The following is a 14,277-nucleotide window of genomic DNA, read 5'->3' on the forward strand; positions in this document are numbered from 1 at the left end:
AGAATATAACGATAATAAATAAGCCTCCCCACCCCTTGGGAGGCTTTGTTCTGAGGTAATCGATATGATTAGTGTTTTTGACATCTATAAGATCGGCGTTGGTCCTTCTAGCTCACACACTGTAGGCCCAATGAAAGCAGGTAAAGAATTTATTGATGATTTACGCTCAATGGGAAAATTGCGCGACATCACTAAAATTACCGTCGACGTTTATGGATCACTATCACTGACAGGGAAAGGTCACCACACCGATATTGCTATCATCATGGGTCTTGCAGGCAATACCCCTGAGAAAGTTGATATTGACTCTATTCCGGGCTTTATCGCTCGCGTAGAAGAAACTGAGCGCCTTCCTGTTGGCATGCACTGTCACACAGTATCGTTCCCTAAAGAGGGTGGTATGAACTTCCATACTACTAACCTTGAACTTCACGAAAATGGCATGCAAATTCATGCTTGGATCGGTGAAGAGAAGATTTACTCTAAGACTTATTACTCTATCGGCGGTGGTTTCATCGTTGATGAAGAGAACTTCGGTAAAGAAGAAGAAAACCCAGTGAAAGCTCCTTACGAGTTCACTACGGCTGAAGAGCTAGTGAATCAGTGTAAGGAAAGCGGTCTTTCTATCAGCACGCTGGTAATGAAAAACCAAGCTGCACTTCATTCTGACGAAGAGTCTCGCACTTATTTTGCTAACATCTGGAAAACCATGCGTGAGTGTATGGATCGCGGTATGAATACGGAAGGTATTTTGCCTGGTCCTCTACGTGTGCCTCGCCGTGCAGCAGCACTACGCCAGCAGCTTCTAACATCAGAGAAAACAACGAACGATCCTATGTCTGTTGTAGACTGGGTAAACATGTTCGCTTTCGCTGTTAACGAAGAAAACGCTGCGGGTGGCCGTGTTGTGACTGCGCCAACTAACGGTGCTTGTGGCATTATTCCAGCGGTATTGGCTTACTACGACAAGTTCATTCAAACAGTCACAGAGAAAGACTACATCCGTTACTTTGCAGCTTCTGGTGCAATCGGTGGTCTATACAAGCGTAACGCTTCTATCTCTGGTGCTGAAGTTGGCTGTCAGGGTGAAGTTGGTGTGGCATGTTCTATGGCGGCAGCGGGTCTTGCTGAGCTTATGGGTGGTAGCCCAGAGCAAGTATGTATGGCAGCCGAAATCGCAATGGAGCATAACCTAGGTCTGACTTGTGACCCAGTTGCAGGTCAAGTTCAGGTACCATGTATCGAACGTAACGGTATCGCTGCTGTTAAGGCAATCAACTCGACTCGTATGGCTCTACGCCGCTCTTCAGCGCCAACAGTTTCTCTGGATAAAGTAATTGAAACTATGCTAGAGACGGGTAAAGACATGAATGCTAAATACCGTGAAACATCTCAGGGTGGCCTAGCAGTTAAAGTCATCTGCTAATCGCGCCAAACCTTATAAAATAAAGCCTGAGCTATTGCTCGGGCTTTTTTATTATCACTCCAAACAACACCATTCACGAAATAAATACATCGTTTGGTTTAGTTTATAAAAAAATATAAATATGTCGCTATATCCAAATACTTTGGATATGCTCGCATTTAATCACATCCAAACGCTTCATTTATTGATAACTTCATCCCCTTTTCAACTCAGGGGTTATTATTCGAATGATTAGGTTTGAACTTGGAAGTCAAATCTGTGTGTGCCTGTCGGAAGACGAACTCTTAATCGAGATCGATCACCAACGACATGCATCCCTTTCCATTACTGACAACGAATATCTAATATTAAGCACTATATCCGCATACGGAACATTAAACTCACCAATCTGCCAACGAGCTATCGAGAATAAGCTCACGCAAAATCATCAGGTAACATTGCCAGAAAACGGCTTTAAGAATGTTATCGCCTCATTGCGTAAAAAATTTAAAAAGCTGATCAAGCCTCATCTGGAAACAAGAAAAAACATCATAGAAAACATCCATCGGGTCGGATATTTCGTTCCTTTCGAAAGTCACGACAACCAGAAAAATGGAGCCGACCAACAAAAAAGAGTCAATAAAGTCGCTAAGCATGCTGTCGTCACTGCGCTTAAATATTGCCTAACCAATCGAAAACTCTATTTTGATCTCGGGCTTGTTTTAATGCTATCGAGTCTTGGTTTCGTTTTTATTTGCTATATCACTATTAATGCCCTTATTAAGCAAAGCTACTTCAATGACGTTAACGACTTCACAGACGCTCTCGCTGAGCAAAGCTGTTTTACAGATCAAACAACACTGAGTTCTATGTTCGATCAAGTAGAGCTAGTTGAATCGAGTATGATGATCGATCGATACAATACTCGCTGCTTAGTGACGCCAGAACATGTTATGCCTGTAAGCAAACAACAATATGATCAATGGCTTGAGAACAGCAACTACATCATGCATGAGTTCGAAAAGAAAGGAACGACTATGGTGGTGCGAGTAAAGAACATTAACCTATCTCGAAGTATAGAGGGCCATCTATCAAGTTTCTTTCTTAAAGGCATTAAGATCTGCACCAACACGGGTACATCACTCAAGGTGGGTAAAACAGATGGGCGACCATCAATAAGCAAGGAAACAGATGCAGGCTATACGGAGCTTTTTTACATATCCAACCCTATACGTAATATCCTGCTATTTACCGTGTTAATGGTCATAATGCTGCGCTACAAAAACCTGATTGCAATTAGCCAATATTTCCTAGGTATTAGGCGATTTAGCATGAAACTAGAACCTATTTATGACACTGAGGGACACGTAAATCTGCACTATGAAGCCCTTTCCCGTTTCACGACTTCGAATACACAGAAGTTTATTGAAACGCTGATAGCAAGGGACTTACTGCTCACTCACACATTGTTGGTTATCAAGACCTTGTATGCCGAAGAAACTAACTTGCTTGCTCCGGTCAGTGTCAATGTTTGCCCTTCTCTATTGAAAGGCGACAATTTTCGCTCGCTATACCAATGTTTAAGCCAATACGATTGCCATTATCTAACCATCGAGATCACTGAAAACGCTTCGATGTATTATACCGATGAGATTTACCACAATATCCGTCTGATCAAATCCCTTGGGTGTAAAATTAGCATTGATGATTTTGGGACTGGCAATAACAACGTCGAATTGATCGGAAAAATTAAGCCTGATTACCTCAAAATTGACCGAGACTTTGTTATTGGCATGCGCCAAGACGAAAAGAAAATTGAAACGGTTCGTCAACTCATTGCTATGGGTAAAGCCTACCAATGTACAATCATTGTTGAAGGTGTTGAAACGGCGGAATGTGCGCACCTGCTAACAAAGCTTGGAGCCAAAATACATCAGGGCTTTTATTACGCTCTCGCCTAAATCTCAAAACAAAGGTGGCTTAGCCACCTTTATTCTCTGCATATATTCCGCCAAAGACTCGCCTTTCCAATTTAAACCCAGCAGATATCAGTTGACGTTTATATCACCCCAATCTGTTGTTTGTGAGATATTCAGCATAATTTTGCAAAATCAAATCATTCAAACAAATAAAAATGCGACACAACTTAAACTTATTGACATAGTAAATACCTATCTTAGTTGTGATTTTTTAATCCAATGAGAAAACCTATGACAATAAAAATGAATAAACTCACCCTAGTCGCATTGATGTGTTCCCCTATGGCTTTAGCACAAATACAAAATGGCGACTTTGAACAGTGGAATGGAAGCACACCCGCTAGCTGGACAACTATCGACTCTGGTATATCTGTTGCCCCATCGAGTGTCCAGATAAAAAGTGGTGGTTTATCCGCTCTTATCACCATCAATACGGCTACTCAGAGTAACACCGACTTTTTGCAAACAATCTCTGTAGAGCAAGGAAAAACGTACCCAATCTCGGCCGCTATCTTTCATACAGAAGGCAAGGTGAAAGCGAGGCTTATCGTAGACGGATACCAGAATTATTCAGATCCATCCAAAACAAACCAGTGGCAAGATCTCACCTATACGTATACTGCCACCACTAATAAAGACATTCAGGTTGGACTCAGATTTTACGATGTATCTGGTTTTGACGGTTCAGAAGCGGTTTACGTTGACAATTTCCAACCAACAAACTCCTCTACCCCTCAGCCATCGACGTGCGATAAGACTAATCTCACCCTCTCATTGACTACCGATCAATATGGTTCAGAAACTTCTTGGAACATCAAAAACAGTGGCTCGACCGTTGTCGCTTCCGGAGAGGGTTACAGCAACTCTACCACCTATACCAAGGATATTTGTCTCGACGATGGCAGCTATCAATTCACAATCCTAGATAGCTACGGAGATGGGATTTGCTGTAACTCTGGTAATGGTGCTTATTCGTTAAAAAATGGTCAAGAAGTCATCGCGTCCGGCGGTCAATTCCAAAACAGCCAAACCACTAACTTTACTCTTGGCACTACTACCCCACCGCCAACCAGCGACTACTATAAGTCTGCACAAGGGAAATCCGGATTTGAGCTAAAAACCTCGTTGTATAACATCATCAAGGATCACAACAGTCGCGGCTATTCCGCCATTTGGACTCTAGTTAAAGACGCCGACATAGATAACTACTACGAGAAAGATGGTTCAATTCTCGACGTCTATTCCGAAAAACCAGAAACATCGGACTCCATCAACTTCACTAAAGTGACTGACCAGTGCGGGCAATATAGCAAGGAAGGCGATTGCTATAACCGAGAACACTCGTTCCCTAAAAGCTGGTTTGGTGGCAAGGTAGAACCAATGAACTCCGATGCCCATCACCTGTTCGCTACCGACGGTTACGTTAATGCGAAACGCAGTAACTGGCCTTTTGGTGAGGTGGCAAGTACCACTTATGTCTCAAGCAATGGTTCAAAACTTGGTAGCGCTAGCAGTTCATTAGGCTACAGCGGTACAGTGTTTGAACCTATAGATGAATTCAAAGGGGACTTTGCTCGTGCGTATTTCTATATGGCAACTCGCTATGAAAATGTGATTGGAAGCTGGCAAAACAATAGCTCTAATTCAGACGCAGTGCTAAACGGTAACAGCACTACGGTATTTGAACCTTGGCTTCTTTCGATGTTAAAGCGTTGGCACAAAGAGGATCCTGTCAGTACTAAGGAAGTGAATCGCAATCAAGCCGTATTTGAGTTCCAAGGAAATAGAAACCCATTTATCGACCATCCTGAGTTTGTCACGCAAATTTGGGGAAACTAACCCCTATATAAAAATAGGCGCTATTAAGCGCCTATTTCCATCTCTCTAACAAGAGACTATATTACTTGCGATACAAGCAAGAACCCACCAAAAGCCAGCCCAAATAACATCATTGCATTACCGCCTTCAGCAGCATAACGCTCACTTAAGGTGTTCGCTATTCTTAGTTTGTAGACCATAGCAAGAGGAACGAAAACGGCCAGAAATACCAAGATAATTCCCGCGTAAGCCAGAACAGATAAGAACTGATCAGCAGCCATGATCGCACCGATTAACGGCAATACGAAGGTCAGCACATAAGTGACTACACGATTTTGTTTGAAGGTATCGCTGTTTTGGTGGAACAGTGACATTGCAACACCGAAGAAAGATGTCAGCAGCGCTAAGCCTGTAAACAGAGACAACACTGTGCCAATCCAAGGTGCGTCATGCTCAAAGCCTGCCATCAACTCAGAAACGCTAGCAAATTCTTTGAGCTGTTCTGGCGGCAAGTTACCGACGACAGCAAACAACCAACACAGGTAGCAAAACAAAGGGATCAAAGAACCAAGAATAACCATATTTCTTAGCTGCTTGTCTGTCGCCTCACTGTTGTAAGTCACCAAACTTGGGATCACAACCATAAAGCCAAAACTGGTAAACAGCACTGCACTGGTTTGAATCAAACCGATCTGATCGTTGTTGCTCACTTGAGCAAGATTTTGCGTTGAAAACTCTGGCAGAAGCACCAGTAAAGTAACCGCCAAGCTTGCGATCATAACAAAGAAAAGCGCTCGGTTAAGCTTATCGATCACGCCTGTACCGCACGCAACAATCGCACCAGCAATCAAAGTAAATAGAATCTGACTTTGAGTGAAGCTAATCGACAATCCAAGAGCGGAAAGGCCTTGAGACAACAAGTCTGCTGCGCCAAGAATGTATGCCATCAATAGGCAGATGAGCAGAGCATAGAGCAGACCATTGGAGACAAGTTGTCCGCCCTTGCCTAACGTTTTGCGAGCTATCGAGTTAAGTCCTAACCCGCCACCAGATTTGATGGTTGCTTCGAGCAAAAGTAATGCTGAATATGTGGTACCAAACCAAATCAGTACCATTAAAAGGGTTCCGTACAATAAGCCAAATTGGGCTAGTACCATAGGAATTGCAAGCATACCAGCGCCAAGCGCTGTACCAGAAATAATGAGCGCGCTGCCCAGAAGTTTTGTATTCATTTTCTCTAAAACCGTAAATATTATTTAAATTTTGAAGCTATGCGCTTGGTGCGCAGACGTACTGAGATAAGGGAGAATCAATACGAAAAATAAAATCGAGAAAATGAATAAGGCTGCAAGAGGGTATTGCAAAAGCGGAAGAGTGCTAAAGAAGAAAAAAGAGAGGTTAGGTTGTTTGAAGCCTTATGCGGCGACCCTTCTGTTGGCTCCAGAATCGGGGTAGTAATTTTGAAAATCATTAAGATGTCCTAAGTAAAAGACAATCCGTTGGGAAAAGCATAGCAAATCCTGCGCTATGTTATCTCGATCTGAGATAACCTCATCTTATAGGCTGAAGCTATGATTGCAATGGGTTAGTTTTCAACTGGTCAAATAACAACCTAACCCACTCATTAGATTTACGCCTGCTAGAAATACTATTCTTCCGTTGGCGCTACTCTTCCCTTTATCTCATTACCCGCATCACGAATCAGATCAATGGGCGACATAATCACGCCTTTTACTGCTCCCTGCGTTGCTTGCTGAACAATATCTTGGCTTTTTTCGACGATCTGATCGGCTTTGACTAAAACAGGCGGAATTTCTTTACGCAGAGCTTGAGACTCCGCCACCACGAGAGGAACGGTTTCTAGCCTGTATCCTTCACTCTCCACCAGTACTTTGGGGATGACATGAGTGCGATACTGTTTGGTTTCATCAATGACCGACGGAATCACAGACTGGCGATACAAACTCACTTCTTCAACAATCGACGGAATTTTTGCGTCAATAGAAGCGGCGGTTTTATTGGTTGCGTTTACCGCTGCGGTGACATCATCAATACTTTTCAAAGCATTCGGAACAAGCTGCTCAAGCGTATCTGCGATGGCTAACCACTCATTTATCTGCAGGTTGTCTGAAAGCGTGCTGATGTCCTCAATGACTTGAGGGTAAGTTTCAACAATTTCACCGACCTTAGTGGTCATGCTATGAATGGTATAGCCCAAATAGAAGATTGAAAGCGCCAATACAAGTTGAATCGCCGAACCGATCTTTGATGCCATATGCCTACCCTGTTTGTTACTCGCTACGCTTTAATTCGATGAGCTTACACGTATATATTGTTTGGATATATAGATAATAGCTTGTTTTAGAAACAAAAAAAGCCAGCGAATACGCTGGCTTTAAGTTAGTGAGTAATTGAGACCGCCATTAACTCTTCATGCTTGAGGAACATGGCATGTTTTCTAATCAGCCGCTCGCTGACTTCATTCATCCCTGTCACTTCGACTTTAGAACCCTTTTTCCTGAACTTAAATACAACCTTGTCCAACGCTTCTACCGCTGTGTTATCTAAGAAATGGGCGTGAGTTGCGTCAATGGTGACTTTCGGTGTAGCAGACTCAAAATCAAACATATCGATAAATGCATCTGACGAGGCGAAAAATACGTTTCCACTGATTTTATGAACCGATTGGACATCTTCAACAATCACCGTATCTGAAATAAACACCATAGACTTGCTCGTATGTGCATAAAACAAAGCCGACAAAACTACGCCAACTAGGACGCCTATCGCTAAGTTGTGTGTCAGGACGACGGTTATTACAGTCACAACCATGGTCACATTGGTAGGCCATGTATGATCTTTGAGCTCAGCTATCGAGCGCCAAGAGAAAGTGCCAATAGAGACCATGATCATTACCGAAACTAACGCTGCCATTGGGATCATAGTCAACCAATCAGACAGAAAGACAACCATCAAAAGTAAACCTAGCCCTGCAACTAAGGTAGACAAACGGGTTAACCCACCAGACTTAATGTTTATCACCGACTGACCGATCATCGCACACCCTGCCATGCCTCCAAACAGCGACGAAACAAGGTTGGCAATCCCCTGCCCTTTGCATTCATTGTTTTTGTTGCTTTCAGTATCCGTTAAATCATCGACTATAGTTGCTGTCATCAGTGACTCAAGTACACCCACTATCGATAGGGCAATGGAATAGGGCAAGATAATAGTTAATGTTTCTATGCTAAGCGGAACATCTGGAATGAGAAAAGTGGGTAAAGAATCAGGTAATTTGCCCATATCGCCTATCGTTCTCACATCGAGTCTCAACGCTAAGGCAATGGTCGTCACTACAACAATCGCGACCAAAGGAGAAGGAACCGAACGACCTAACCCCGGGAAGTAAGGAAAGAGATAAATAACGCCGAGCCCTAGCGCTACAAGTACATAGACACTACTTGAAACATCTGTGAGCTCTGGTAATTGAGCTAAGAAAATGAGAATCGCTAAAGCATTAACAAAGCCAGTAATGACCGCCTTCGATACATAGTTCATCAGATTGCCTAGCTTCAAATAACCTATAGCAATTTGAATCACCCCAGTCAAAAAAGACGCTGCAAACAGGTATTGAATACCGTGTTCTTTAACAAGGGTTACCATTAGCAGAGCCATCGCCCCAGTTGCGCCAGATATCATTCCTGGCCGACTCCCCACCAAGGCGGTAATAGCACAAATACAAAATGACGCGTACAACCCCACCTTTGGGTCAACCCCTGCAATAATTGAAAAAGCGATCGCTTCTGGGATAAGCGCAAGCGCGACAACAATGCCTGCTAAACTGTCTCCTTTGATGTTTGAAAGCCAATGTGTTTGTAGTGTTTTTATCATGAAATTCTCTTTGTAATGATGTCACTAACCCTACCCTGTTTCAGGTATCAGTTAGTTTGTTAAATCGATGAGCCTCAGCTCATTAAGTGAAAGTTAGAGAATCGTGTTGTTTAAGGCGGCGTAATTAACACTAGGGTTAACTCCTCTTTTCATTGTTCGGGCTACCAGATAACTCTTACAGCTCAGAGTTGTACTTAGTACTAAGCAAATCTATCTTGAACGAAAGTTGTCGGTACCTTGCTAATAGGGTTTGGGAGTGACCTTGCTGCTCGAGTAAGTCAGCTAATAAATTCGCCTCATCGATCAGCTCATCAATCGTCAAAGCTCGCTCACCGTCATTGAGAGTAGGATTAAGGCTAGACTCGCCTTGTAGGTAAAGATAGATATCGCACCAACGTGCATTTTGTTGGGGGGTTAACTGTTCACCAAGCTGCTCTAAATGTTCCAGCTCAGATTCCAATTGTTCCCTTTCATCGGTAGGTATTTGTGAAAGGCGTTTAGCAACGAACCTCGCTCGCTGTTCATCGACATCTGGATTAGCAAGGGCATGCTTCTTCCAGAATCGTTCATCTTCATTCCACTTTGCTAATGCGCTAGCGCCAGCAAGCAATACGAATAAAACAATAGTTATCAGCAACTTCATTACTAACATCCTTGTGTCGATGTTTGTTTTCTTAAGGCTCCTCTATCCATGCATAACTGTTTTTGAATTGGATATATGATCATAAAATTCTCTTTTTACGCGTACAGTAAACCCTGCCAATACAGACATCTTAAAGTTCACTCGTAGTTCAGATGAGCGGGCGCTCGGCTTAGGTGTAGGTTGGGAGAGAATTGATACTTAAGGCGGCGTAATTAACACGTGACGTTAAACTCCTATGATAGATTCAAAACATTAAGCCAAGTACGACTTCCGCGCCAATATAATCTGTTGCTAGGTTTTTATACATTGCGAAATTCAAAAACAATGATTGCACTTTTCTAATCTCATTAAGTCGAATTAACATACGCACGGCGCATCAGAAAATAAATATTCAGAATCAACGAAATAACTATCGTCTGATAGCCTCTCTCGTATCGTCGATCTTTGTGCGCAATCTCTTCTTTGCCAACCCCGGATTTACCTAAGTTCTATCCCATCAAAAGACTCTACATGAGCAAAAGTATTCCTTGACCGCTACTGCTTATAAGCCACTATATTTAAACAACTTATCATCGCGTCTCAAGCACGTCGATTTTACGTCACTACGTCAAAGATTTGATTACACGTACCTTACATCACATTTACAATACCCTTACAGAGAGTGCGGTCACAGTATAAAATTTGACGCCTTTCTTCCTATTTGCATATAGGAGAATATGTTGATGTCTATTCCAATATTATAAATTTATATCCAATAATGCGCCTAACTATTACTACAAAGTTGCTCATTACATTGTTAACGGTTTTTGGCTTAGTCCTTGTAGCGTCAACAACATACCAATACTTGCAGCAACGAGAATTAATAAACTCCGTCTTGAGCGAACAACTCCACGACAAGGCGAGTAACTATTTTGACAGCCTAAACATGATGATGCTGACGGGTACCATGGTTCAAAAAGAAACTTTGAGGCAAAAAGCCCTCGCTCAAGATGGCATTGAACAAGTCAAAGTTCTTCGAGCAGACGCAGTCAGTAAGCTCTACGGACCTGGGCAAGAAAACCAAAACCCTATCGATGACATCGATAAACGTGCTCTTGCTGGTGAAATGATCATTGAACCTATTAACGCTGAATGGGGCAAAGGAATCGTGGTCGCTCTGCCGATGAAATCAAGCGAAAACTATCGTGGAACTAACTGTGTCGCTTGTCATATGGCACCAGAAGGTGAAGTGTTAGGGGCGATTCGCCTAGAGTACAACTTATCTCATGTTAACCAACTCATTAGCCAACGCGCCTTTATCGCTTTGGCTATCATGTCTGCATTCGGCTTTGTCGGCTTTTTAGTCACAATGGGCTTAATTAGAAAGATCATTGTTCGTCCAATTCAGAAGACTTCCGGCTTTATGCAAAGCGTCAGTGAAACAAAAGATCTTTCTCAACGACTCGTAACAAAACAAACCGATGAGATTGGTCAGCTATCAGGTGCCATCAACTCATTTATGGATACCGTTAACCATAGCCTTGAGCAGGTTCAGTCGACTTCTCACAAGGTCGCTGCAAGTGCCAGTGAACTGACGCAAGTCGCACAAGTCACTGACTCTGCAGCAAGTAACCAGCAAGCGGAAACCGCGGAAGTTCACGGCAATATTGAACAGATGCAGTCGCAACAAGTACAAGTAGAATCCGCAACGGAAGAAGCTTCAACTCTGATCAAACACACCACTCATATTGCAGAACAAAGTGCCCGTCAGGCGCATGGCGCAAGTGACGAGATTAAGAGCTTAGTGACCGATATTGAGCAAGTAAAAGAAAGCATTGTTGAACTTAACGATCAAACTGCTGAAGTATCGAGCATCTTGGAAGTGATTAAAGGCGTTGCCGAGCAAACCAACCTTCTCGCCCTAAATGCCGCTATCGAAGCAGCGCGTGCGGGTGAACAGGGCCGCGGATTTGCCGTAGTCGCAGACGAAGTGCGCAACCTTGCAAGTCGCACCGCTGAAGCAACCGGTAGTATCGAAAACATCATCGCCCAGTTCCAAAAAGACAGCGAAGCGTCACTCTCTTCCGTCGACACCGTTTGTGGCACAGCACATCAACGTTCAAATGAAATTGAGCTTCTTTCACAAGCAATGAATGAAGTAGTAGATGAGATGAAACAAGCGCTTGCTCATGCAAACAGTATCCAGCAACAATCGAGTAGCACTGCGCACTTAAGTCATGAGGTCCAAGGTAAAGTTCAAGTGATAAACCAACATGCGAACCAAACTACCGAGTCAGCGGCGCAAACAAGAGACATCAGTATGAATCTTGAGCAACTTTCTGAACACCTAGAGCAGTTGTTGGCACAATTTACCCTTTCAACAAAGAAATAAGCGAATAATGGGTATTTTTGTTCGACTAAATGACAATAAAGGTTGAAGCATAATATTTGAAAGGTAATATGTTCCATTGAATCTATAGAATTCTATCCAACCCAATGTTTGCTCATTATTTATTCGGTGAGTATTGCAACATTGGGTTGAATTTTTACCTCAATGGAGAATATTGAAAACATGACTTACGCGCCTGTATCAGACGTTTTGAAAGGTCAGCTAGCAGTAGACAGTGAAGTAACTGTTCGTGGCTGGATCCGTTCACGTCGTGATTCCAAAGCTGGAATCTCTTTCCTTGCCATTTATGACGGCTCTTGTTTCGACCCGATTCAGGCCGTGGTCCCTAATAATCTTAATAATTACGAAGACGAAGTACTAAAGCTGACTACTGGCTGCTCTGTTGAAGTAACTGGTAAGATTGTTGAGTCTCCTGCGAAAGGTCAAGACTTTGAACTAGCAGCAACTGACGTAAAAGTTGTTGGCTGGGTTGAAGACGCAGAAACTTACCCAATGGCAAAAACACGTCACTCTATCGAGTACTTACGTGAAGTAGCACACCTACGTCCACGTACAAACGTAATCGGTGCTGTTGCACGTGTTCGTAACTGCCTGTCTCAAGCGATTCACCGCTTCTACCACGAGCAAGGCTACTTCTGGGTATCTGCGCCGCTAATCACTGCTTCTGATGCGGAAGGTGCTGGTGAAATGTTCCGCGTATCTACGCTAGACATGGAAAACCTGCCTCGCACTGAAAAAGGCGACGTAGATTTCAATGAAGATTTCTTCGGTAAAGAGACCTTCCTAACAGTATCTGGTCAGCTAAACGCAGAAGCATACGCTTGTGCCCTAAGCAAAGTGTACACATTCGGCCCTACGTTCCGTGCTGAAAACTCAAACACTAGCCGCCACCTAGCGGAATTCTGGATGGTTGAACCTGAAGTTGCATTCGCTGATCTAGAAGATATCGCTAAGCTGTCTGAAGATATGCTGAAATACGTATTCAAAGCAGTGCTTGCTGAATGTCGTGACGATCTTGAGTTCTTTGCTCAACGTATCGACAAAGAAGCAATCACTCGTCTAGAGCAGTTTGTTTCTTCTGACTTCGCTCAAGTTGACTACACTGACGCAATCCAAATCCTTCTGGATTCTGGTCGTGAGTTCGAATTCCCTGTTGAATGGGGTATCGATATGTCTTCTGAGCACGAGCGTTTCCTAGCAGAAGAACACTTCAAAGCACCTGTTATCGTTAAGAACTACCCGAAAGACATCAAAGCTTTCTACATGCGTTCTAACGACGATGGTAAAACAGTTGCTGCGATGGACGTTCTAGCACCAGGCATCGGTGAGATCATCGGTGGTGCTCAACGTGAAGAGCGTTTAGACGTACTGGATGCTCGTATGCGCGAAATGGGTATCGACCCTGAACACATGAGCTGGTACCGTGACCTGCGTAAATACGGCACTGTGCCACACGCTGGCTTCGGTCTAGGCTTTGAGCGTCTAGTCTCTTACGTAACGGGTATGGGCAACGTTCGTGACGTGATTCCATTCCCACGTACGCCACGCTCTGCAAACTTCTAAATCGAAGTTAACAACAGCAAAAGCCTCCGAAATCGGAGGCTTTTTTGTATCTATCAAATACGCAAACCTTCCCTGCTTGGATCATAATTAATACTGTGACGCAGTATGATCACAGTGAGGAAGATTGTTATGAGAGTATTCAGACTCGATGACTTGTCTTATAACGGAAGACACGAACATTCAATGGATTGGGATCATCCCTCTGGAAGCCAACCTTATTATTGGCACCCTGACTGGCTACAAAATGCCGAGGACCTAATGGGAATCTATCCTAGCGACTCAGATCCTTCTGTTAGCCATCCGGACAATGTCAGAAACTAACGGCCAAAAAGAGGGCTAACCATTTTTGGGTTAGCCCTTTCACAACTCACTCAATGCTATCGGTTTTGGCTGCGTATCGAATTCCATATAAACAGATGGCAAACATAACAAATGGTATGGCTGCTGCCGTGTATTCAGTCCACGCTAAAGTGGCAAAAGACTTCGCCAAAATTAGGTGACCAAACACCAGTAGACTCGCGCAAATTATCGCAACAAACACCAAACGGTACTCATGTTTATAACGTCGTTTTTCCATAACTAACCCTCG

At 43.3% G+C, this 14,277-nt stretch carries 11 protein-coding genes; 6 read left to right on the forward strand and 5 right to left on the reverse strand.

Going from position 1 to position 14,277, the window contains the following annotated elements; translation table 11 throughout:
• Positions 1-64: 64 nt before the first annotated feature.
• From IX91_RS08680 to IX91_RS08690, 3 genes are all read left to right on the forward strand, one after another.
• Positions 65-1,426: an L-serine ammonia-lyase gene (locus IX91_RS08680; RefSeq protein WP_004746169.1), complete on the forward strand. Its 1,362-nt coding sequence runs from the start codon at positions 65-67 to the stop codon at positions 1,424-1,426.
• 227 nt (positions 1,427-1,653) lie between these two features.
• Entirely contained in the window at positions 1,654-3,366 is a 1,713-nt protein-coding gene (tpdA, locus tag IX91_RS08685) for a cyclic di-GMP phosphodiesterase TpdA (protein WP_004746168.1), read from the forward strand.
• Between the two features lie 249 nt (positions 3,367-3,615).
• Complete coding sequence (locus IX91_RS08690; protein WP_004746167.1) at positions 3,616-5,223, forward strand: endonuclease; 1,608 nt, start codon at positions 3,616-3,618, stop codon at positions 5,221-5,223.
• A gap of 56 nt (positions 5,224-5,279) precedes the next feature.
• On the opposite strand, the gene IX91_RS08695 is transcribed toward IX91_RS08690, so the two are convergent.
• From IX91_RS08695 to IX91_RS08710, 4 genes are all read right to left on the reverse strand, one after another.
• Positions 5,280-6,434: an amino acid permease gene (locus tag IX91_RS08695; protein ID WP_004746166.1), complete on the reverse strand. Its 1,155-nt coding sequence runs from the start codon at positions 6,432-6,434 to the stop codon at positions 5,280-5,282.
• A 416-nt stretch (positions 6,435-6,850) separates the two neighbouring features.
• Complete coding sequence (locus tag IX91_RS08700; protein ID WP_004746165.1) at positions 6,851-7,477, reverse strand: hypothetical protein; 627 nt, start codon at positions 7,475-7,477, stop codon at positions 6,851-6,853.
• 125 nt (positions 7,478-7,602) lie between these two features.
• A complete protein-coding gene (locus tag IX91_RS08705) occupies positions 7,603-9,093 on the reverse strand; it encodes a SulP family inorganic anion transporter (RefSeq protein WP_004746164.1) in 1,491 nt (496 codons plus the stop codon).
• A 175-nt stretch (positions 9,094-9,268) separates the two neighbouring features.
• Entirely contained in the window at positions 9,269-9,736 is a 468-nt protein-coding gene (locus tag IX91_RS08710; protein ID WP_004746163.1) for a hypothetical protein, read from the reverse strand.
• Between the two features lie 757 nt (positions 9,737-10,493).
• Here IX91_RS08710 and IX91_RS08715 point away from each other — a divergent pair.
• From IX91_RS08715 to IX91_RS26375, 3 genes are all read left to right on the forward strand, one after another.
• Positions 10,494-12,107 carry a methyl-accepting chemotaxis protein gene (locus IX91_RS08715; protein ID WP_004749284.1) on the forward strand — a complete coding sequence of 538 codons (1,614 nt, stop codon included), beginning with the start codon at positions 10,494-10,496 and terminating at the stop codon, positions 12,105-12,107.
• A 180-nt stretch (positions 12,108-12,287) separates the two neighbouring features.
• Entirely contained in the window at positions 12,288-13,688 is a 1,401-nt protein-coding gene (asnS, locus tag IX91_RS08720; protein ID WP_004746161.1) for an asparagine--tRNA ligase, read from the forward strand.
• 129 nt (positions 13,689-13,817) lie between these two features.
• Positions 13,818-14,009 carry a hypothetical protein gene (locus IX91_RS26375; protein ID WP_138922207.1) on the forward strand — a complete coding sequence of 64 codons (192 nt, stop codon included), beginning with the start codon at positions 13,818-13,820 and terminating at the stop codon, positions 14,007-14,009.
• A 46-nt stretch (positions 14,010-14,055) separates the two neighbouring features.
• Here IX91_RS26375 and IX91_RS08725 read toward each other — a convergent pair whose 3' ends face one another.
• Positions 14,056-14,265, reverse strand: coding sequence for a hypothetical protein (locus tag IX91_RS08725; RefSeq protein WP_004746160.1), 210 nt, complete (start codon positions 14,263-14,265; stop codon positions 14,056-14,058).
• Positions 14,266-14,277 lie beyond the last annotated feature (12 nt).

The sequence above is a fragment of the Vibrio tubiashii ATCC 19109 genome (assembly GCF_000772105.1).
GTDB lineage: Bacteria > Pseudomonadota > Gammaproteobacteria > Enterobacterales > Vibrionaceae > Vibrio > Vibrio tubiashii.

What these genes read in the sequence shown, in the direction of transcription:
- IX91_RS08680 (WP_004746169.1), top strand. Translation starts at nt 65, where the DNA reads ATGATTAGTGTTTTTGACATCTATAAGATCGGCGTTGGTCCTTCTAGC.
- tpdA (WP_004746168.1), top strand. Translation starts at nt 1,654, where the DNA reads ATGATTAGGTTTGAACTTGGAAGTCAAATCTGTGTGTGCCTGTCGGAA.
- IX91_RS08690 (WP_004746167.1), top strand. Translation starts at nt 3,616, where the DNA reads ATGACAATAAAAATGAATAAACTCACCCTAGTCGCATTGATGTGTTCC.
- IX91_RS08695 (WP_004746166.1), bottom strand. Translation starts at nt 6,434, where the DNA reads ATGAATACAAAACTTCTGGGCAGCGCGCTCATTATTTCTGGTACAGCG.
- IX91_RS08700 (WP_004746165.1), bottom strand. Translation starts at nt 7,477, where the DNA reads ATGGCATCAAAGATCGGTTCGGCGATTCAACTTGTATTGGCGCTTTCA.
- IX91_RS08705 (WP_004746164.1), bottom strand. Translation starts at nt 9,093, where the DNA reads ATGATAAAAACACTACAAACACATTGGCTTTCAAACATCAAAGGAGAC.
- IX91_RS08710 (WP_004746163.1), bottom strand. Translation starts at nt 9,736, where the DNA reads ATGAAGTTGCTGATAACTATTGTTTTATTCGTATTGCTTGCTGGCGCT.
- IX91_RS08715 (WP_004749284.1), top strand. Translation starts at nt 10,494, where the DNA reads ATGCGCCTAACTATTACTACAAAGTTGCTCATTACATTGTTAACGGTT.
- asnS (WP_004746161.1), top strand. Translation starts at nt 12,288, where the DNA reads ATGACTTACGCGCCTGTATCAGACGTTTTGAAAGGTCAGCTAGCAGTA.
- IX91_RS26375 (WP_138922207.1), top strand. Translation starts at nt 13,818, where the DNA reads ATGAGAGTATTCAGACTCGATGACTTGTCTTATAACGGAAGACACGAA.
- IX91_RS08725 (WP_004746160.1), bottom strand. Translation starts at nt 14,265, where the DNA reads ATGGAAAAACGACGTTATAAACATGAGTACCGTTTGGTGTTTGTTGCG.